The following is a 21,877-nucleotide window of genomic DNA, read 5'->3' on the forward strand; positions in this document are numbered from 1 at the left end:
ATTAAGCAAAAGCCCGGCATCATATGCGGGGCTTTTTTATCTGGTTTTAAGGAAGGTCAAACACTAGAGCGGTAACGGTCTGATCGCTTTGATTGATTAAATCCAGGCTGTTCTCTTCTACAATTTTTGCACCATCGCCGGGGCATAGCGTGACATCGTTAACAGTCAATTGCCCATGCACTAACTGAATATAGGTCCGTCGCCCATGAGCAATCGGCATGGTGAGCTCTCGCCTAGCAGGCAATATCAATTGGTGTAGTGTGGCATCTTGTTTAATTTGCAGCGCGCCATTGCCGCCATCAGGTGTTGCGATAGTGGTTAATCCTTCTCGTTGACCAAAGTCTCTTTGTTGATAGCGAGGCCCTCCCCCTAATACGTTTGGCTCTATCCAAATTTGCAGTAGTTTAAGCTCTTCTTCATGTGAAGCGTTGAATTCGCTGTGGTAAATGCCTTTACCGGCGGACATAAGCTGAAATTCACCGACTGGAAGGCGCTGTTGATGACCAGCGCTATCTTGATGCGCTATCGAACCTTGAGTAATAAAGGTAATGATTTCCATATCTTTATGCGGATGGGTGTCAAAGCCAGCACCTGGTGCAATGACATCATCATTGATCACTCGTAAGGCTGAAAAACCCATCTGTAGCGGATCATAATACTGACCAAAAGAAAATGAATGTTTGCTGTCGAGCCAACCAATATTGGCGTGGCCTCGCTCATCTGCGTGTCTAATCTCAATCATACTTATCTCCTTAATCGCTTCATCACGCAAAACTCATGGCAAGTTAATATCCAATTGCTCTTGTAGTGAACAAAGTGTAAAGCGTTTATTTAACGGAATTAATGTCTGAGAATTGGTAAAGATGGTCAAAATAATTGAATGATTTCTATAGGCGTCTTCTTAAGTGACTGGCTGCTTGGTTTTAGCGAGTTCTTTCGAAATCTTCGAGTGAGAAGTCGAGCCCTCCTAGCCAAAAATCGGCATCTAACTGCTTGGACAATACATACTCTTTGTCGCCGATTTCTAAGGTGACTAGGTAAAGACCAGCGATGAGCCCTTCAACTACGTAGAATCCATCCGCCTCAACAACACTGGAGTATTCCTCAAGTTTGTTTAAGTGCTTAAAATAGATAAAGGCTTTGTCGTTAATATCAGCCTTTATAAAACCATCGGCGCCAAACGAATTGATGAGCGTAACAACCACTTCTGTTGTGGCAATTTCCCGAGTATTAAGAAAAATTGGATTTTGCTCTGGGCTAAGGCTTAGATCGAGTGATCCTTCGTCAATTTTCAATGTCAGCTCTTTTCTCGCGGGAATTCGCTCAAATGTGAATTCGCCATTTTGATTGGTTGTGGCATGTTGACTAAGCAGTTGTAACTTTACATCGGCAATAGGGGAGCCATTTTGGTCGACAACTTTACCTTTGACAGCCGCGTAACTATATTCATCCCAACCGACTAAGTGAGTCGTTTCACTGTCGAAATTTGTCATTGCACCAAATTCGGCGGTAAGTTGAAAGCGATAGCTTTCTTGGTCACCGTCGAGCGTCAAATGAAGGTTATGGTTTATATCTGCACTATAAGAGGCATGTGCGGTTAGATCATCATCTTGGTGGTTGAGTTGTAGACTTGTGGACACTTGTTGAAATAGAGAAAAGGGGTTCAACCAGCAATTGGAACAATTTTTCCTCAGGCGCGCGGAACTGCGGTAGTAATCACCGTATTCATCCAGCTCAGTATTGATGGCCCAAGAGGTGTCAGACAAACTACTTTTTGTCAGCTCTACCTTGTGGAGTGTACTACTTCGATGATTGGTGCGAGAGTAATCATAGTTAGCCGCATACGAGAGGTAGAGGCTCGGAGACAGTTGACGTCGGAGTGTGGGATTAAGTTCAAAGGCGTTGTCATCTATGGTCGCTCTTGAAGTAAAGCTAAAATGTCGGGTCGATAAACTATAGTCAAGTTGGTGGTATTCAAGTTCATCAGCATCGAAGTTATCTGCTTTATTTAAATCAAGCGTCAATGATTGAGATTTTGAAAGTAGCACATCAAAGCGAGTAGGGAATCGGTCTAGTTCCGCTATCCAACCAAATCGTGTAGAAAGCCAGTGGGTAGGGAGAAGCTGGGCTTGCACACCACTGTAGGTTTCATCTTCAATATGGAATAGGCTTATGCCCAGTGTGCCGTAATTGGTTAGGCCATAATCAAGAGAGACGACACCTGCTTGGGTCTCGTCGTTTCCGTAAGCAAACTTAGTTGCCCACTCACCTTTAGGCAAAAAATCGCTGTCGATACCCGCGACAGTGATCTCTTCTTCAGACCATAAGCCTTCACCAAGATAGTAGCGAAAGGTGACAGTATCGCCGGGAGAGATATTTTGCTCGTCTATCGTAAATCGACCGAATGAATCGGAGAGATAACTATTGCGATAGATACCATTGACGAGGACATCGACTTCGATGTTTGGCTTAGTGCTATTTTCCAACTGTAAGTTGCCAAATCCCGGCTGTTGGACACGGTTGGTATAGTAGAGGCCGTGTTCGAGGCTTTGGTTATTGATGAAGGTGTCACCATCAAGAAGAATGTGGCCCAACTCTAGTCGCCCAGAGCCTTGGTTTGTGCTGACCGCGATGTTGTAATAGCTAATTGGATCTTCTAGTTTAGAATCTATCGACAGTTGTGAGAGTGAATTTTCCGTACTGAAAAGAATGTCAGCCAGTGCTGATAACTCAACATGCTGATCATTTGAGTCATAGTCTGTTGATACTGCCAAGCGAGAAGCGAGCCCAACGTCACTATTTGCAGGTATGACAGTCTGCGCATGCCGCGACTCTGCCTCGAGTGCTTTATCTCGTATTGATTTTTTTAACTTCGAGATATCTTTTTCAAGTTCTGAAAGACTTTTAAAACTCTTATCGATGTAAAGCTTGTAATCATCCAAAACCCACTTGGTGGTAATGGGTAAGCATTGAGGCAGAGAATCCCAATGAACAAAGGTATTTCCCTCAAATTCCACCGTTTCAATTGCGGTTTGTGCATTTGGTTCTGAATAGCAAGTTTTTTGGTTTAGATCGACAGAATAGGAGGGCAACTCACGCGCAAGATCATGGGGTAGGAAAAATTCGCATTCGCCACCGCTACAGTCACCGTTCATCTCAAGTAAATACATAGCCAGATTTTCAATACTTAGATACGGTTGCTCATCGAAATCCATCATTACACGATAAAAATTCTCGCTAGTATCAGCTAAGCGAATTTCGATATGCGCAGTGAAGAGATCTTGGGCAAAACCTTTAGAGCTAGCTCCTGATAAGAGAGCTAGCCAAAGTGGCAGCAGCCATTTAGACATTACTTGTAGCTCAAAGCTGGCTATTTAGTGCACTGAAATAACCTTTGGTCGTCTTGTCTTATCGTCAGTGTTTCCCCATTTTTCTTAGCCAAGCGCATGGTACTTTCTCTCAGCAATACGATTTTTCGAGCATCAGTGACATCGCTTTCAATCCAAGCGCTAAACTGAAATTTTCCTTGGTTTACGATAGTCAACTGAGATGGATTACAGTCAAACTCCATTTTTTGTATCGGCGTGCCTTTGGCTTGATAAAGTGGGATAAAAGTGTGAACGTTAAATTGAATATCGATACTTGAGTCGGCGCTTTCATCCGCGCTATTTTTTTGGCTAGGTACTGTAGTGGTTGGGCTAAACTGCAAATAGGTACGGTACTCACCATCTGGGAGTGAATCCGGGATAGCAGGAATTTGTATACGAATGGTGCGGCGTTGATTAGGTTTAAGGCTACGAATAACTGGAGGAGAGAGACGTACCTTTGATGAGATATCTTCAATAGTTTGTACATTAGGGTTGTTACGCGTTACATCGTTGCTTGCAATAGGTTTATAAACGGAATTAATTTCAACCCGTAGCGCTTCGTTACCGGTATTTTCAATGATCACCTGCTCGGTGACGGTTTTAGAACCATCGATAACAATCCGAGTAGGGGCGATAAGCAGTTGAGCGTAACTTTGAAATGAGAGTAACAAACAGGCTATGACGAAAGAATGCTTCATAAATAATCGATCTCAATGGGAATTGAATTGGAATAGGTGCCGGGAGAATGATTGGATTGCACAGTCGCTTTTGCGCCAATACAAAGTAAATCAGTAATTCCCGTATTTTTAACGGTGGCAATTCCTGCACTTGATAGGCCACAACCGAATATAAACTGGTTAATCGATATTTTTTCATTACCACGAGCAATGGTTTGGTCGCTAGGCAAAGAAATTTGGATCTTCTTACCTTTTTTACCTTTGATATAAAAACGAAACACATCGGTTTGATTTATTCTTGGGTGTGAGGTGATTTGTTGATGCGAACCAGAAACCAATTGTTGAGAAAATCGTAGTTGATTATTTTCTGTCACCACTGAAAGGGTGGTATCGCAATATGCGTTTGACGAAAATAGAATGAGTAATACGAATGAGCGTGAATTAAACATAATAAATAGAGGGAGGCGATGATTGCTCTCCCTCAAAAATACTTGATTACTGGTAAGTAACAGCAACGTCTACTTGTGCAGAGTATTCACCAGGACTTAGTGTTTTTCCAGCTACACCAACCGTGCCACCGACATTAAGAACGGCTGCACCACCAGTTAATGTAAGGGCATCAAGATTACTAAAGGTTAATACTAGCTTGTTACCCGCGTTATCTAGTTCAACAGTATTACCACCGTTAACTAGTACATCAACGATTGAACCAGCTTCGCCAGTAACGTCGAATGCTGCAGCTTTAGGATCTGTATGTGCAATAGTCTGGTCTTGAGTTTCCGTAGAGAAAATAGTACCAAAATCTAATGCCTTAGTATTAACCAAGGTTAATGGTTGTTTTACATTTAGCGTGATATCGAGTTTTTCTGTTAAAGCTGATGCTTGGAATGCTGAAAGTGCTAATGCTGAAGCTACCACTACTTTTACTAAGTTTTTCATAATAATTCCTTGTTTATTGTGTGGGCTTTTGTTTTTTTTCAATCTAGTTGCTCTGCCTAAAAGTGGAAAATAAAATAGAGGCAGATTGCAAAATTAATACAAAAGCATTAATCAACCGTTAGTAAATAATAACGATTGGTGTTATTTGATTGCTAACCTACTTGATGGAATTATTTCTATCAATTAATTAGAGTAATATGTGCCTGATAAGTGCGAGCTGGTGCAAATAGTTTTACATAAGTATCAATAATGAAACTTGGATTTAATTTGGAGTGTTAAATAATTGAGACGACAAAAGCCATTGTTTGAACTGTGGTTTTTAGTGGGGCGAGCCAATTAATTAGCGCAATGGTTAGTTGGTGTTGCAGTTTTATGTGACATTATGCAATATTACATTCAGCATTGTATTGGCCTTATTTAAATAAGGCGTGAATAAATCAGAATTGGATGCGTTTTGAATGGTTTTGCTTTTGTGGTTAATTTTTGATGAGGTTGAGAGCTGCTCATTATATGTTGTTTGTTAGTCATGCGCTTAAATAAGGCTACTGCGTAACTATATTTTAAGACAAAAATATATCAAACAAGCTGTTGGGATTTAGACAGCATCTTTTCAGTTAGATGCTGCCTTTACCAGGTGGGAGTCGGTTGAGTTTACTAAAATACGAAATTTACCATGATCGTGTAGAGGTTGGCGTTAGGCTTAGTAGGAACATCGATAAATGCACCATCGCCACCGTTTTCAGTATCGAAATATTGCCATTCAGCATTTAACGACAAATTGTACCTTAAATCATATCTAACGCCGGTTGTAACGCTTTCACCTTCTCTGGTTCGCTTGCCATTATCGCTTTCTTCACTGTATTGCTGTCCATAAACAAGATAGGGTGTGAATGCATCGAAACGATGCTGCAATGCAGAGTACCAAGCGGAAGTACGGTCATTTTTTTGTAATTCAGCGCTTAATGTCGTCGGGCCAAATTCGTATTCAGCACCCAAAGAATAAAGCTCTATACTGTTGTTGTGTGATTCCAATACTCTCATTAGATTGGGAATGCCCGCAGGCACATTTAATAGTGTGACACGCTGATCATATCGCGAATTGAGATACGAAGCATTCAAACGATAATTATCACCTGAAAGTTGAGCATTGATCCCGAACATACGCTTGGTATCAAGTTCAAGGAAAGTATCCTGATTAAGATGAACTTCTTTTTCATCCTTGAGGCCATAAAAAGGGGTAATGGCAAGGGTCTTTTCATCATCAATATCGACATTCCAGGTTAAGCTAAATCCTTGGTAGGCGGTAATACCAAGAATACTGTTGTAAACCTCGGTTGGTGGACGAGCCATGGTATAAGCATGACCGACGTAATAATATTCAGAGTAGAGAAATAGAGGGATCCTCAGTTGCCCAGCTCGGACTAACAGATCCTTGTATTGGTAGCCAAGATAAGCCCATTCAAGCTCTGGTTCACTCCAATGGTCTTGTGGACGTTTCACTACTTGAGCTGAAACATGTAACGCATTGAAATAACCGTCAAGTTGTAGGCCAAAGGTAGTATCACAGTCAAAGCAGCTATGATCAGCCACCTCCACGTGAGTGATAAGCGGTGTATCGTTGTCGCTTTTCGACCATGAAGTAGAACCAAAGCCACTAAGCAGAATATTTTCGCTAATTTCAATATTGGCGAAGACAGGCAAAGACGTCGTTAATAAAGCGAGAGTTAGCAGTTTATTATTCATTATTATTTTACCTCTTCGACAACAAACAGCACCGTTGCATCATCTGGGAGATGATTCAGTGGTGCGTAGCCAATACGATTTGATTTTTCCTCCATCCATTGTACCAATGCAGATACGTCAGCTGTTGTCATCTCTTTAGGAGGACGAGCTTTCCCGGAAAAAGAGAGTGAGGCCCAATGTGCATTCATTTGTGCAGTGTTTTTACCAAGAAGAGATTGATAAAACTCGGCGCGTTCAGTGCTTGCTTCTGGCCAATCAGATAGCTCAACTTTTTTGCCTTCTAAGCGTTTGGTTTTTCCGCGGTAAAGCTTGCGGGCTTTACTAACCGATAGGGGGGTAAACTCTTGCTCGAGTGTGAATATAGCGTATTGTTCTGCGCCCATTGCAATACTGTTCACGGAGATAAAAAGGCACAATATCGCCACCAAACAACAACCACAGTGGAGCGGGCTATAACGACGTCGAAGTGCCTTATTTTGGTTGAACATAACAAGTTACTCTTTAGATAATACTTTCAATTTTTTCAATGAGGTTGTCTTTGCGGACTGGTTTTGCCACATAGGCATCCATTCCTGAATCGAAACAACGTTGAATATCGTCGTCAATCACGCTGGCAGTAAGCGCGATGATTGGGGTTTTAGTTAAGCCGAGGTTAGCTTCATGTTGTCGGATTTCTTTGGTCGCTTCAAATCCGTCTTTTACGGGCATCATGCAATCCATCAAAATGACATCAAAACTGCTGTCTTCACTATACATATCAATGGCGATTTGACCATTTTCGGCGATAGCATAGTGAAATCCGGCTTTGTCGAGCATGAGTGAGGCGACTTTTTGGTTAACACGATTATCTTCAACCAGCAAAATTCGTTCATGCCGACTAACAGCTTTAGGCGTATCTGGATGGTCAGCTTTAACATTAACGCTCTGTTTTTCATCAGAGGCAGGATGATGTGCAGCGGAACTGATTGAAGGGGAGGCATCTTGTAGCTGTGCCGTGATATTCGTAACGTCGACAGTCTCAATCAGATTAAATATTTTTTCTTGTAATACATTGGCTCTAAATGGTTTGGCGATGTAGTCATCCATACCGACATCGAAACAACGCTGTACATCATCATCAATAACACTCGCGGTAAGAGCGATAATAGGAATACGGCGGTTAAGGTGTCGTTCAAGCTTGCGCAGTTCCGTTGTTGCCGCAAAACCATCCATGATTGGCATCATACAATCCATCAAGATCAGTGCGTATCTATCAGGTGTCGCGCGGTACATATCGACCGCTTCTTGGCCGTCATTCGCAATATCGAACTCCAACCCCGCTTTGACCAAATGCAGCCCTGCAATCTTTTGGTTAACACTGTTATCTTCGACGACTAATACTCGTTGGGGAGCGGTCGTCGTGGCGGGATGGTGGCGCGGCATGTTGTCATTGGCGTTAGACTGCATTTGGCACTGTTCTAACTTACGCATAAGGCGCTGGCCATAAAAAGGCTGGGTGACAATAGTAGTAACAGCGTTGTGGAAATCGAAACTACGGCTGGTAAACGCGCGAATCAGACAAACGTAGTGGCCCTTAAGCGTGAGTTCGCTAAGCTCGGTTACGATTGTTTGGGCGCTATTAGCTGTCTCTTCGAGGAACAAGACAATGGCTGGATTATCAGATGAATGAAAATGAAGGTACTGTTCAATGTTGTCAAATATTTGATCAACACGTTGGTTATAAAATGCCAGTTCGCTCTTTAAAGTTTGACGCGATACTTCGTTACCACCTATCAAATAGAGGGGGGAAGTAGTGGAATTGGGTTTTGATAAACGTCGGCACTCAATGTTGAATTCAAGTGAGAAATAAAAACGACTGCCAACCCCTTTTTGAGACTCTAATTGGATTTTACCGCCCATTAATTCGACCAATTGAGTGCTGATCGCTAAGCCTAAGCCGGTACCGCCAAATTTACGTGTCGTTGAGTCATCTTCTTGGGCAAAAGGTTCAAAGATGTTGCGTTGCTGCTGCTCATCAATGCCGATACCAGAATCGCTGACTGAAAACTCAAGCTGGCAAGTGTTTGTTGTCGATGATGGCGGTGTTGTCCCGTTACTTGTCGGCATAGCAATCGACAATGCCACATAACCTTGTTCGGTGAACTTGACTGCGTTAGACATAAAGTTCATCAATGTTTGGCGCAAGCGATGATCATCAATCATCATTTTATAAGGGACGTCAGCATCAATAGAAACCCGAAGATCTAAGCCTTTCTCTTTGGCTTTTGGAGCGACGATGGAGGCGATGTCGTAAATGGTTTCTCTAACATTAGTAGAATGATGGTTGATCATTAACATCCCCGATTCTATTTTAGAAAAATCGAGAATGTCATTAATAAGGCTCAAAAGTAGTTGTGAGGAGGTCTCAATTGTATCGACATAATCACGCTGAGTTGGCGTAAGTGAGGTATCTGAGAGAACTTCTGAAATGCCGATAACCCCATTAAGTGGCGTGCGAATTTCATGCGACATGTTGGCCAAAAAACTGCTTTTTGCTTTACTGGCTCGGATGGCATCATCTTTAGCTTGTTCGGCAATATTTTTTGCTTGTGTTAGCCGCTCATTCGCTTGACGCCGCTCGAGGGTTAGTCTTTCTACTTCATGGGCGAAATGGTTAAGCTCATCATTTCCAGATATGCTTTTTGTGAGTTCTCCCGCTATCTGTTCTTGATCATTTTTAAGGTAGTTCAGTACCAAATTAAGATTGTTTGTGACACGACGAGCCAGACCGATTGCAATAAACATAACCATAAAGGTGAGGGCGGAAACGATACCGATAAAGACAATTCTTTGGTTGTTAGCTGATTGTGTTGCGGAGTCTATTCTGCGAATTAGCTGGTCTTCGATTTTGTGTCCAACATCGTTTAGTAGCTCTAATCTTGCCAATAGGGCATTTAAGCCTTGCTGTACATTATCTCCCGGGAGTTGGTTAAATTCACTCTGGTCTAGCAAAATTTGCCGGAACAGTTGGCTCTGCTGAAATGCCTCATTAGTAAAGGCTTCCAGCATAAAGTTCACTTGGTGTTCATTGGCATTTAGATTGACAAAGCGTTCAACAAACAGCTGCTGATTCTGAGCAAGTGCGGTAATCTGGCCGCGAAGTTCAGCACCTTGTTCATCATCAACTTGACCGTTGGCAACTAACTGTTGGCTCAGCGACGTTTCTTGGTTCGCCCAAAACATCATCCACTCTAATTGAATTAGGGCATGAAGATCTTGCTCGATCGAAATGGGGATATGGTTCAGTGATATTCGCTCCATAGCCATGATAAGTTGTTGATACAAATCGGCCTGCCACTCAAGGTTATCGAGCATCTCATCCGGGTATTGATTGACGGTAATTTGTAGACTGACAGACAAATATTCACGCAGAATGCTAGAGATTTGTTTCGCTTCTTGTGAAGGAAACAGCGATGGTAGCAACGCATTGACATGCGCAGCGTCGGGTGAAGATGCACTTTTGCTGCGTTCGGCATTATGCGCACTATGGTCGGTTTGCGAAAAGCCCTGGAGAAAAGCCGTCATCGATTTTGCTTTTTGCAGGTCGTCAGTTTGCAGGTTGAGTACGCTAATTTGACGAGAAGCGAGATATAGTAAAAGTAATATCGGTAAGAGAACCAACCCGAACAGCTTATACTTTATCGAGATATCACTCCATGATACCCATTTTGCCATTCTTATTATCCATTTTTAGCCAACTTATAACAAAGTGTAGACCAGAAATTTAAGATAATGCGCGAAACAAAATTTCTTGGCTAAATAACTTACTAATCAGTGACGTGTAACGTGCATTTGATAAATAAGTAGCTCAAATATTGCTCGTTCAATCTATTTGTACTGGTGGTAAACGCTCAGCATAGAAATTCAGTAGAAAGGCATTTTCACACTACACTATAAGTGTTGTTTGCTGTTCCCGTTAGATCTCAGAGGTGTTTCTCGTGGGATCAGTGGTTGGTTGCAATAATAAGGAGACACAATGTTAGGTGAAAATCATGCTCTTATCGCAGACTTTCCAGAGATGAAAGATATGATTGCTGCTTTAGTCGGAAATGATCCTTCCTTTGCTCAAGCGATGAAAGACTACAATGCGTTAGATAAGGAAATACGAGTTCTAGAACTTAACGGATCCCCCATTGGTGATGATGCGATGATGCAGTTGAAATATAATCGCGCAGAACTTAAAGATGCGCTCTACCAAAGGTTGAGCGGCAGTTAAGCGAAGCGGGCACCAATAAAGCACGACTACGTTCTCGATAACGGGCTCCGGAAATCCGATACTGAACTTATCAGTATCGGAATTCCATCGTGTCTAAAATTCGTAGCAGTTGAAGCTGCCGTTATATTGGTGACCGACACTCCCCCAAATTGAGATTTCGTTTCCTATCCTCAGTGTCGTGGTTGATGAGGTGTTGGTTAGATGAAATCAACACGCGCTTTTGTATGTTGAATTCACTTAGTTCATCAAAATACGTTTCATCTTGGCAATGACTTCAGGGGAGTTTATCGGCTGTGTGTTAAGTATCAGCAGAGCAAAATTATCGGCAAGAATTTCTTCTGGATGGATAATGTAGTTGGTGTTGTAGCCAACTTGTTCAAGAAAACCGTTTAATTCACTGCGATCGACAATCAGCGGATGGTCGTCATCGTAGGTCCAGTTGCCTTCTTTATCTGCCACGATTAAAAATTTAAACAGTAAGTAGTTGAAGAACTCGCCGCCTTTCTCTAGGTCGTACTTCTCGCTAACTGAATATAAAATTGGCATCGCCCATACTGGCTGCTGGTTGTATTCAACTAGAATAGCGTAATCATTGAGTGGTGCGTCAGGGTTGGTGATTTTACGATCTTCTAAATCATCAGGAAATTCAATCTCGCCAACATAGTCAAAACCGATCGACTGATATAATTCATCCTTTTTAGCGAGGTTATGGCGGGTATAAATGTGGAAGATTTCATGAGCCATAATCCGCTTTAGTTCATTCCCCAAAACGAGCTTATCCCGTTGTAAAATAATCGCTTTGCCTCGCGTGTAAGCGGCGGTACCTTCTTCTGCGCCGGTGGTGAGGATCATATTAATCGAATGAGGTAAATCGAGCGGGTAGTGGTCTAATTCTTGTTTTAGTTCAGCATAGGCTTGATTAACGTAGGCACGGTCTTGCTCTGACCAATCGAGTGTGTGGTTACGGACAAAGCGCTTAAATTCAGGTTTGATCACATGATCGACGGTTTTCATTCGTGCTTCCATATCGAACTGGCTAAGGCGCTGCATAAAATCGTCGTTGCGACTTAGTTGCGCTGAGGCTCGATGCGAATCGAGAAAAGTTAACGTCGTTTCAGCGAAAGAGGAGAAACTGGAACAAACTAACGTGGTGGTGAGTAACAACAGCTTTACGGTCATAAAAGTCTCCTTTGAGTTAAATACTTGGCGTAATTAACAACTTTGGTGAGGTTTAGACCATATTGTGTTAGCCCACTGGCTATTTCTCATCAGGATTGAACAACAAAGACAACAATTTGCGAGTGGTTTTGTAGCCAAGCTTGAATCACGCGAAAATACTATCAAAAATCAGAATCTATATGAGCGTGAAATCATAGTTTAGTTGTTGATATTGTTAAAAATAAAGGCGCTCGATATGAGCGCCTTATCTTATTTAGATAAGTGTAGTTTTGTTAAACGTGGTGCTATTCCGTTTCTTTGTCTTTACTCAGTGACAGTAGCCAAACACAAATCGCTGCCACGGCTGCAAAGCCTGAAAGGATAATAACTGGCATCGCACTGTATCCAAGAATATGCCATACAACCGATTCAAACGTACTCATAATTGCTCCTTATTGCCAGCCTTCAACGCCCTGCATGTCCGGTAATTTGTGCGCGATGCCTTTATGGCAGTCAACACATGTTTTATCGCCATTTGCTAGCGCAGTAGAGTGCTGTTTCGCACTACGAGAGCCTTGTTCAGAGAAATCCATATACTCAAATTCATGGCAGTTACGGCATTCTAATGAGTCGTTACCTTTCATTCTTGACCATTCACGCTCAGCAAGATGTGCACGACGCTCTTCAAATTTTTCAGGCGTGTCGATGGTTTTCAAAACATAGTGAGCAAAAAGCTCTTTTGATGCCTGAACTTTACGAACAATCTTATCTGACCATTCATGTGGAACGTGACAATCTGAACAGATAGCTCGTACACCAGAACGGTTTGAATAGTGAATCGTCTCTTTGATTTCTGCCACGATTGGCGCGTGACATCCAGAACAAAACTCTTCCGTGTTGGTCGCTTCCATTCCGGTGTTAAATGCGCCCCAGAATAGAAGGCCGCCAGCAAAACCCATGAATAGAACCACGCCAACCGCGGCTTTACTTGGGCTTTTTAGTCGCTTCCAAAACGCTTTCAATAATTTCATACATTAACCTCGTTAATTTTACGCAACAGTCTTATTTCAGCGACTGAACGCGTTCGAAATCATTTCCAATCAGCGGTGTCGCTTCTGCTTGCGGTACATGGCACTGTAGGCAGAAATAACGGCGAGGAGACATATCGGCTAGTACGGCATCTTCTCGGTTCACGTAGTGTGTAACACTGATTTTGGTTGCGCCCATTTCTTTGGCATTTTTCCAACTGTGGCAGGCCAAACATTTGTTCGCATTCAGAGAGACTTCGTAATTACGAATGCTATGTGGGATCAGAGGTGGCTGATAGACAAAGCTGCTCTCTAGTGCTTGTTCTTTCGGGTATTTCTTAAAGTCATCAGCAGGGCGAGTGTCTTCTAATCGGGTACTACCACGAAGTGAATCAACACCACCAGTTCCGCCTGGATTATCCAGCTCAGCAAATACGTTGCCGCTGGCAATCATTGCAAAAGCAAATAGGGCAATCACTATTTTTTTCATTGTAACTTCTCCGCCTAAGGGCAATTTTTTATGTTGGCCGGCCGCAGCCCGCCAACAATGGATTAAACAACTTTGGTGATCTTAACCGGACATTTTTTGAAATCGGTCTGTTTAGACAGTGGGTCCGTTGCATCTAAGATCAGTTTGTTGATCAGTATTCGAGCATCAAAAAATGGTACGAATACAAGCCCTTGTGGTGGTCGATTACGGCCACGAGTTTCCACGCGAACACGAACTTCGCCACGTTTATTTGACAGTAAAACTTCTTCCCCACGGCGAACGTTGCGCGCTTTCGCGTCATCTGGGTGCATGTAACAAACGGCGTCAGGAACTGCCTTGTAGAGCTCAGGGACACGGCGAGTCATGGTGCCGGTATGCCAATGCTCAAGGACTCGGCCGGTACATAACCACATATCGAACTCTTCATTTGGCACTTCCGGTGGCGCTTCATATGGTGCAGAAATGATCCAAGCTTTGCCGTCTGGCTTGCCATAAAAGTCCCAATCAGAGCCAGCTTTAGCGTAAGGATCCGATCCTTCCTTAAAGCGCCAAAGAGTCTCTTTGCCATCAACGACAGGCCAACGTAGTCCGCGTACTTGATGATAAACATCGTATGGGGCAAGGTCATGTCCATGTCCGCGACCAAACTGGGCGTATTCTTCGAACAGGCCCTTTTGTACGTAATAACCAAAGTGATGAGCGTCATCATTGAGTTCACGTGCTTCTTCAATCGGGAACTTGTCGACGGTTCCGTTTTTGTATAGGACGTCATACATGGTTTTACCGCGATGTTGCGGTGCTTTTGCTAGCGCTTCTTCAGTCCAGACTTCTTCAATTTTGAAACGCTTGGAGAATTCCATTAACTGCCATAAGTCAGATTTCGCTTCACCAATGGTTTCAACTTGTTGATACCATGCTTGAGTGCGTCGTTCGGCGTTACCATAAGCGCCTTCTTTTTCGATCCACATTGCCGTAGGCAAAATAAGGTCAGCGGCTTGTGCTGTTGCGGTCGGGTATGGGTCAGACACCACGATGAAGTTCTCAGGGTTGCGGTAACCCGGTAGACGTTCTTCATTGATATTCGGCCCAGCTTGCAGGTTGTTGTTACACATCACCCAGTAAGCGTTGAGCTTACCGTCATTAAGCATGCGATCTTGCAATACCGCGTGGAAGCCAGGTTTAGGTGGGATGACGCCATCAGGAATATTCCAAATGCCTTCTGCAATTTTACGGTGTTTCGGATTCGCGACCACCAAATCTGCTGGAAGGCGGTGAGCAAACGTACCCACTTCACGTGCGGTACCACAGGCAGACGGTTGACCAGTCAGTGAGAATGGGCTGTTACCCGGAGTGGAAATTTTACCGGTTAGTAGGTGAAGGTTGTACACCAAACTGTTCATCCACACACCACGTGTGTGTTGGTTCATGCCCATCGTCCACAGTGACATGACCTTGGTGTTCGGATCGGCATATTGCTTAGCAAGTTCAATCAGCTTCTCTGGTGCAATGCCTGAAAGTTCAGCCGTATATTCAAGTGTATAAGGCGCAACGGATTTTTTGTATTCATCAAATGCGATTGAGGTCATTACGCCTGAGTTAGGGTTCTCAGCTTCCATTTGAATCGGATTGTCATCGCGAAGACCATAGCCAATATCGGTTGTCGCTTGTTTGAAGTGAGTATGCTTGTTAACAAAGTCCCAGTTTACAGCGTCATTTTCGATGATGTAATTAGCGATGAAGTTGGCAACCGCGAGATCCGTTTGCGGTGTAAAGATATAACCATGATCAGCCAATTCGAAAGAACGATGATAGTAAGTTGATAGTACGTTAACTTTTACGTGTGGGTGGCTTAGGCGGCGGTCGGTAATACGAGTCCATAATACTGGGTGCATCTCTGCCATATTTGAACCCCACAGCACAAATGCGTCTGCATGTTCAAAGTCATCATAGCAGCCCATCGGTTCGTCTATGCCGAATGAACGCATGAAGCCAACAACCGCTGAAGCCATACAGTGGCGTGCATTTGGGTCAATGTTATTTGAACGAAAGCCTGCTTTCATAAGTTTTGATGCAGCGTAACCTTCCATTACGGTCCATTGACCAGAACCAAACATACCCACAGAGGTTGGTCCTTTGTCTTTTAAAGCCGATTTCCATTTTTCCGCCATGATATCGAAAGCATCATCCCAAGAGACTGGCGCAAATTCACCGTTCTTATCGTATTTGCCATCAGTCATGCGAAGTAGAGGCTGGGTTAATCGATCATGACCATACATGATTTTCGAAAGGAAGTAGCCTTTGATACAGTTCAACCCCTTATTTACCGGAGCTTCTGGGTCACCTTGAGTTGCAACTACTTTACCTCCTTGGGTACCAACCAGTACCGAACAGCCAGTACCACAAAAACGACAAGGCGCTTTATCCCAGGTAATCTTAGTTTGGTCTGAGCTAGCAATCAGGTTCGTTGCAGAAGCAGGCAGTGTAATCCCCGCTACTGCCGCGGCTGATGCGGCTGCGTTTGCTTTTACAAACGCGCGTCGTGTCATTTTCATACTTCACCCTCTACTTGGGATTGTTGATTTCCAGTGTTTGGTTCTAATTCGGTGTGTTCGGTATAGATTTCTTCAGGTTCTATTTGGTGATAAACCATTACGGTATTTAGAACATGTGGCAAATTATTGATTACGTCGATAGTGTCGGTGATAAAGCCATGTGTCGCGGTTTCTAGTACGACGATCAGTTTTCCTTCTGGACTATCGCCATAAACTTCGGCACCATCGATGTCACTAATTTGTGCTGTAACCGTTTGAAGTTGTTCAGGTTGGCAATGAACAATTAAACTGGATATATGCACTTCATTTTTTGGCATGTTTTGCTCTCATAGTTGTCGTTGGTTTACGCGCCAACGTTGCTCACATTGATAGATGACGTAGGACATACGGCGACACAGGCACCACATCCTGAGCATTGCTCATGATTTATGCTGGGCTGAGCGACTTGCCCAACAGCATAGTTAAAGCGGATCGCCATGGGTTCGCAGATATCGGAACAAGCACGGCATTCAACATTTTGTTTTGCTAGGCACTGCGAACTGATTTCTGCTACTGCTTGCCAAGGTTCGCTCTGAGCAGGTTCAAAGAGAGTTTCAGGACAAGATTGCGCACATTGATAGCAAAATGTGCACTCATCAATTGAGAAGTCGACACGAGGAAAACCACCATCACCTTTAATGATAATTTGAGTTTCACATGCTTTGACGCATTCTCCGCATTGACTACAAAGGTCAGTGAAGCGCTCGGGGGCCGTTAACCAAGGTAGTCTTACCGAAGTATCAGCAACCACGTTACGAGTGAAAAATCTTCGTCTCGAAAGGTCTACCATTCAGTTACAATCCATTACTGTTGAACGTAAATGGCTAAGTGCCATTAATATTTAGTCATTTATCGATATATAAATTGTAGTTTTTGACATATTTGTATAAATACCTCTTAGGAGGTAATTGAGGTGAGATATTGTTTTAGATCAATTAATTCAGTTAGATTTGATCACATATTGAACTAAACGCTATCTACCCATTAAGAGTAGTCCAAATTATTGGCCCCAAAATCGAGAGTCGACATTGTTTAAAACGGTTAAAAAATCGGTAACAGGCACGATAGCAAAGGCGATGACATTCATTGTGTTGCTGTCTGTGTGTACCATTGGTTATGCATTTATTTTGTTGGCATCAAGTCTTAATGATGCTGAAGCGGTCAATGTCGCAGGGTCAATGAGGATGCAAAGCTATCGACTAGCAAGTGATATTCAGTCTCAATCTAGTGACTATTCATCCCATATTTACTTATTTGAACATTCCATTTATTCACCATCTATGATGGCATTACAAAATTGGACGGTTCCTGAAGATATCACCCAAGATTACTATCAATTGATCATACGCTGGCACGAACTAAAAGCGCTGCTAAAGAGTGAAAAACGATCTGAATATTTGGTGTTAGTGCCGAATTTTGTATCACAAATTGATGCCTTCGTTTTCAAATTACAGAGTTTTTCTGAACGAAAATTACTCCAACTAGCGTGGGTTGGCGCAATTGGCATGGGGGGGATTTTGATCACCAGTGTCTTCGTGGTGCTATTTGTACGCCGTGAAATCGTTAACCCTCTACAAGCATTGGTACTTGCTAGTGAACAAGTTCAATCTCATTCGTTTGATGTCGATTTGAATGTCGTGAGCGACAATGAAATTGGCATCTTAACCCGTACCTTTAACAACACGGCAAAAGAGCTTGGTAAGCTTTACAATGGGTTAGAAAATGCGGTAAATGAAAAAACCCATAAGTTACAACATGCTAATCAATCTTTGTCGGTATTGTATAAATCGTCGAGCGAACTGACGGCGTCGCGCATCACCTTGGATAACTTCGCAGCAATATTAGAATATATAAAAAGTATTGAAGGGATCGATGCCGTACAACTTTCTATCTCATCGCGTGGCGAAAAACCGCTGGTACTCACTAAAGGCGATTACAACGCAGAGAATAGCGCTTCGCGCGAGTTAATCTTAGATGGACAAAACTTAGGTACGTTGCATTGGAATTGGCGTTTACCTTGTCCAGATCAAGCTCTTATTGATAATTTTGTTAGAATATTATCTCGTGCCGTTTATTATAACCAAGCTCAACGACAGTCAGAAAACCTATTGTTGCTAGAAGAAAGGGCTACCATTGCGCGTGAACTTCACGATTCACTTGCCCAATCTTTGTCTTACCTGAAGATTCAGGTTTCTTTACTAAAGCGACTAATGAAAAAACTGGCGGAGGATAAAGCGGCGGCGAGCGCCAATGGCGTGATTGCGGATTTGGATGGCGCGCTAAATGGTGCCTATACACAATTACGCGAGCTATTAACCACGTTTAGACTCTCAATCAAAGAAGGCAGCTTTGGTTCCGCTTTGACTGGTATGGTAGAACAACTAGCTGAACAAACCGATGCCGAGATTCGTTTGCTAAACGAATTGTCGTCAGCAGAACTCGATGCTCATGAACAAGTTCATCTACTACAGTTAATCAGGGAGGCGACCCTCAATGCGATTAAACACGCGAATGCGAGCCTTATTGAGATCTTCTGTATTGAAGAAGATGACTGTGTTGTGATGCGCGTAAAAGATAACGGAATTGGCATGAAGGGTGAAGGTATTACCGATGGTAAGCTGGATCACTATGGATTATCGATCATGCATGAACGAGCCAGTCGCTTAAATGGTCACTTAACGATCAATACAGCACTAGAGCTGGGTTGTGAAATTGAATTAAAATACCCAAGAACAAAGGATGAAAACTTTGACAACATGTAAGGTAATGCTGGTTGACGATCATCCACTGATGCGTCGCGGGTTAGGGCAGTTGCTCAGCTTTGAAGATGAATTTGAAATTATTGCGGAAGCAAGTTCTGGCGCAGAAGCTGTCGCGAAAAACCATGAAGTTGAACCTGATCTTATTTTGCTCGACCTCAATATGAAAGGTATGTCAGGACTCGATACGTTAAAAGCGTTACGAGCGGATAATTGCGATGCCAATATTGTGATCTTGACGGTCTCAGATAGTGCTTCAGATATTGATGCCATTGTTAAATCAGGTGCTGATGGTTATCTGTTAAAAGATACTGAGCCTGATGAGTTAATCGATCTGCTTAAACAAACGTTACAGGGTAATAAAGCATATAGCCGTGAAGTAGCACAGTATCTAGCAGAGCGTTCTAGCCATAGTGATATCTTTGATGGTTTGACGGACCGAGAGTTGCAGATCCTGCAACAAGTGGCCAAAGGATTACGCAACAAACAGATTGCGGATATTTTGTTTATCTCTGAATCGACCGTAAAAGTACATATGAAGAGTTTGTTGAAGAAACTCAGTGTGCCATCGCGCACTGCAGCAACAGTATTGTACCTTGAACGTTTCGGCGACATTAAATAAAACTGATTTACCTCGAATACCGGTTGGTTTTAAAAGAAGAAGGGCGCTCATTGAGCGTCCTTCTTTAATAGTAAATTACGATAGATTGTTTGGACTATGCGTAAACAGGAACCAAAACAAGTGTACCGACGATGACGGTCACTAGGCCGCAAAGTACCGGAACTGAGGTGCGTTTAACCACTTCGAATGGACTGATCTTACCCATGCCTGATGTCGCTACAATAACGCCAGAAACTGGAGAAATCGTGCGGCCTAGGTTGGACGCTTGTAACATCGGAATGATTAAGAATGCAGGGTTTAGGCCCATCTTCGCAGCTAGTGCAGGTGCTAGTTCAACAAACGCATAGAACGGAGCATTACCAGAACCTGTCGCAATTGCTGCCGCCACCGTTAGACCCGTTAGGATAAGCATCAGTGCAACACCGCCTGCGCCCGCTGTTTCGGCCAGATGAAGTAGGTTATCAATGGCACCAATTGACATCAGACCTTGAGCAAATACGCCCGCAGCAACTAAGAGCATTACCACACCTTTAAAGGCATCAGCCATGCCTTCGTAGCAAGATTCAAGATCTTCCAGCGTTGCTTTGCCATCAAAGCGCTTAGTGATGTAATCGATCACTGCACCAACAAAGATTGACAGTACCACGATGGTGTAGATGTCCAACGATAGACCAGGAATTGTACGGCCGTTAAATAAGAATACACCAATGATTGGCAGGAAAGGTAGGATAGAGTAGTAAGCTGGGGCTTTTACTTCTATCTCAGACACGTCAACGCGCTCCATTGGCGTATTGTCTTTTTTGTCTAGGTATTTATTCCAGAAGAATGCCGCCGCTGCCATGACCACGATAGCGCAGAATGACACTGGCAATACGGTTTGTACTGCGAATACATCTAACGTCATGCCCGATTTTTCTGCGGCGATAACAACATCACCAGAGGTTGGCGAGAGAATGATTGCTGCAGGTGATGCACACACTGCAACTGCTGCTGGGCGTGAGATGCCCATAGCTGTCATCATTGGGAATAGTGTTGCCATTAATAGAACACCAAGACCCGTTGCAGAGCTAACCGCTAGGGACATTAAGCACGCTACGATATAAGCCGCAACAAGTAATACGTAAGGAGACTTAATCACGGCCAATGGTTTAGAAAACTGTTTAACCACGACATTGTTTGCGCCAATGTGCGTCATATAAGAAGCGAAACCACACAATAGCATGATCTGCATACCTAAGCCGCCGCCACGGTTTTGTAGCATGAATTTCACGTACTCAAGTGCGTCGGTGAACATATTACCGGTTGAAGCAATTTTACTTGGTAGAATGCTATGGCCCAGAAAGCCAGTCATAAACATCAAAGCAAGACCAGCAGTAAGAAGAACGCCGGCAGGTTTATATCCTTTAACGATAAAATAGCCTACGGCTACGGTAACAACTAATCCGATTAGAAGCTCCAGCATGAAATACCTCGGTAGATAAGAAAAAATATGACAACGTGTGTCAAACTGTGTCAGTGAATCTACCGAAAACTTGACTGTAGCACGAGCGGTAAACGTACAACTCGTGATCTAAAACAATAAAAGGATTTTAATGAAAAATGCAGATTAATATTCTGTTTTACAGTGGTTAAATTAAGTTATTTAAGTATTAAAAATGTAAAAAGGAACTCGAAAGTTCCTTTTATGGTAATAATGAGGAGTTAACCTACCTCGGTAGCTTCAGTTGCTGCAAGTGGCTGGGGCGTGGCGAGAAAATAGCCTTGGAAAAAATCAACATCGAGAGCACGCATGGCTAAGTATTGCTCTTTAGTTTCAATACCTTCGACCACCACTTTCGCTTTAACTTTTTTTGCCAGCTCAATGCCACTTAACATTGGTGCGGTGATGCCTTGCATATAGTCGAGCAATAAAGACCGATCAATCTTGATAATACTGGGCTTAATCAACTCGACGCGATCGCGGTTAGAAGCGTGCATACCAAAGTCATCTATAGCAATTTTGTAACCATTAGCCTCAAGGATAGCCATGGCATTTTTTAAGCATTGTTCGTCCGGTGAATCGAGTTCAACTACTTCCATAACCACTTGGTTAGGCTGTAAGTTGAGAGATTTCAGTCCTTCAGATAACTGACCTACGCGCATGTTTTCTAAAGCAAAAAATTCACCGTCAGAAGGAAGTACATTAAGAAACAAATTAAGGTGGCGATATTTTGAGTTAGAAAAATTACGAATGTGGATTGCTCGGCT

The 21,877-nt window shown here is 43.0% G+C and carries 20 protein-coding genes; 3 read left to right on the forward strand and 17 right to left on the reverse strand.

Going from position 1 to position 21,877, the window contains the following annotated elements:
- Positions 1–46 precede the first annotated feature (46 nt).
- The 8 genes from RH88_RS01370 to RH88_RS01405 form a co-directional block, all read right to left on the reverse strand.
- Entirely contained in the window at positions 47–742 is a 696-nt protein-coding gene (locus tag RH88_RS01370) for a pirin family protein (protein WP_005592931.1), read from the reverse strand.
- 181 nt (positions 743–923) lie between these two features.
- On the reverse strand, positions 924–3,350 hold the full coding sequence (locus RH88_RS01375) for a carboxypeptidase-like regulatory domain-containing protein (protein WP_005592933.1): 2,427 nt from the start codon (positions 3,348–3,350) through the stop codon (positions 924–926).
- A gap of 20 nt (positions 3,351–3,370) precedes the next feature.
- Positions 3,371–4,066: a fimbrial biogenesis chaperone gene (locus RH88_RS01380; RefSeq protein ID WP_005592934.1), complete on the reverse strand. Its 696-nt coding sequence runs from the start codon at positions 4,064–4,066 to the stop codon at positions 3,371–3,373.
- On the reverse strand, positions 4,063–4,422 hold the full coding sequence (locus tag RH88_RS01385) for a DUF4402 domain-containing protein (protein ID WP_005592936.1): 360 nt from the start codon (positions 4,420–4,422) through the stop codon (positions 4,063–4,065). The genes RH88_RS01380 and RH88_RS01385 overlap by 4 nt, the downstream gene beginning before the upstream one ends.
- 118 nt (positions 4,423–4,540) lie before the next feature.
- Positions 4,541–4,984, reverse strand: coding sequence for a DUF4402 domain-containing protein (locus RH88_RS01390; RefSeq protein WP_005592937.1), 444 nt, complete (start codon positions 4,982–4,984; stop codon positions 4,541–4,543).
- 654 nt (positions 4,985–5,638) lie between these two features.
- Entirely contained in the window at positions 5,639–6,727 is a 1,089-nt protein-coding gene (locus RH88_RS01395; protein ID WP_005592938.1) for a porin, read from the reverse strand.
- Between the two features lie 2 nt (positions 6,728–6,729).
- Positions 6,730–7,215 (reverse strand): hypothetical protein, encoded by a 486-nt coding sequence (locus RH88_RS01400; RefSeq protein ID WP_005592939.1) that lies wholly within the window; start codon positions 7,213–7,215, stop codon positions 6,730–6,732.
- A 13-nt stretch (positions 7,216–7,228) separates the two neighbouring features.
- On the reverse strand, positions 7,229–10,441 hold the full coding sequence (locus RH88_RS01405) for a response regulator (protein WP_005592940.1): 3,213 nt from the start codon (positions 10,439–10,441) through the stop codon (positions 7,229–7,231).
- Between the two features lie 301 nt (positions 10,442–10,742).
- Here RH88_RS01405 and RH88_RS01410 point away from each other — a divergent pair, with 301 nt between their 5' ends.
- Positions 10,743–10,982 carry an HP1242/YdcH family protein gene (locus RH88_RS01410; RefSeq protein ID WP_005592942.1) on the forward strand — a complete coding sequence of 80 codons (240 nt, stop codon included), beginning with the start codon at positions 10,743–10,745 and terminating at the stop codon, positions 10,980–10,982.
- 237 nt (positions 10,983–11,219) lie between these two features.
- Here the strand turns inward: RH88_RS01410 and RH88_RS01415 are convergent, their stop codons facing one another.
- The 7 genes from RH88_RS01415 to napF form a co-directional block, all read right to left on the reverse strand.
- Positions 11,220–12,161, reverse strand: a complete 942-nt coding sequence (locus RH88_RS01415) for a hypothetical protein (RefSeq protein WP_005592943.1) — start codon at positions 12,159–12,161, stop codon at positions 11,220–11,222.
- A gap of 284 nt (positions 12,162–12,445) precedes the next feature.
- Complete coding sequence (locus RH88_RS22805) at positions 12,446–12,583, reverse strand: TIGR02808 family protein (RefSeq protein WP_005592944.1); 138 nt, start codon at positions 12,581–12,583, stop codon at positions 12,446–12,448.
- 9 nt (positions 12,584–12,592) lie between these two features.
- Positions 12,593–13,171: a NapC/NirT family cytochrome c gene (locus tag RH88_RS01420; protein WP_005592945.1), complete on the reverse strand. Its 579-nt coding sequence runs from the start codon at positions 13,169–13,171 to the stop codon at positions 12,593–12,595.
- Positions 13,172–13,202: 31 nt separating this feature from the next.
- Entirely contained in the window at positions 13,203–13,658 is a 456-nt protein-coding gene (locus tag RH88_RS01425; RefSeq protein WP_005592946.1) for a nitrate reductase cytochrome c-type subunit, read from the reverse strand.
- A gap of 62 nt (positions 13,659–13,720) precedes the next feature.
- Positions 13,721–16,210: a periplasmic nitrate reductase subunit alpha gene (gene napA / locus RH88_RS01430; protein ID WP_005592947.1), complete on the reverse strand. Its 2,490-nt coding sequence runs from the start codon at positions 16,208–16,210 to the stop codon at positions 13,721–13,723.
- Complete coding sequence (locus RH88_RS01435) at positions 16,207–16,527, reverse strand: chaperone NapD (protein WP_005592948.1); 321 nt, start codon at positions 16,525–16,527, stop codon at positions 16,207–16,209. Before RH88_RS01435 ends, napA begins: the two co-directional genes overlap by 4 nt.
- A gap of 26 nt (positions 16,528–16,553) precedes the next feature.
- A complete protein-coding gene (napF, locus tag RH88_RS01440; protein WP_005592949.1) occupies positions 16,554–17,039 on the reverse strand; it encodes a ferredoxin-type protein NapF in 486 nt (161 codons plus the stop codon).
- Between the two features lie 238 nt (positions 17,040–17,277).
- Between napF and narQ the strand changes: the two genes are divergently transcribed.
- Positions 17,278–19,011, forward strand: coding sequence for a nitrate/nitrite two-component system sensor histidine kinase NarQ (gene narQ / locus RH88_RS01445; RefSeq protein ID WP_005592950.1), 1,734 nt, complete (start codon positions 17,278–17,280; stop codon positions 19,009–19,011).
- Positions 18,989–19,630, forward strand: coding sequence for a response regulator (locus RH88_RS01450; protein ID WP_005592952.1), 642 nt, complete (start codon positions 18,989–18,991; stop codon positions 19,628–19,630). The genes narQ and RH88_RS01450 overlap by 23 nt, the downstream gene beginning before the upstream one ends.
- A gap of 94 nt (positions 19,631–19,724) precedes the next feature.
- On the opposite strand, the gene dcuC is transcribed toward RH88_RS01450, so the two are convergent.
- Both dcuC and RH88_RS01460 read right to left on the reverse strand, forming a co-directional pair.
- Positions 19,725–21,092 (reverse strand): anaerobic C4-dicarboxylate transporter DcuC, encoded by a 1,368-nt coding sequence (gene dcuC, locus RH88_RS01455; RefSeq protein ID WP_005592953.1) that lies wholly within the window; start codon positions 21,090–21,092, stop codon positions 19,725–19,727.
- A 239-nt stretch (positions 21,093–21,331) separates the two neighbouring features.
- The coding region (locus tag RH88_RS01460) for an EAL domain-containing protein (protein ID WP_005592954.1) at positions 21,332–21,877 on the reverse strand (546 nt) is incomplete at its 5' end.

The organism is Vibrio scophthalmi LMG 19158 (assembly GCF_000222585.1).
Classification (GTDB): domain Bacteria; phylum Pseudomonadota; class Gammaproteobacteria; order Enterobacterales; family Vibrionaceae; genus Vibrio; species Vibrio scophthalmi.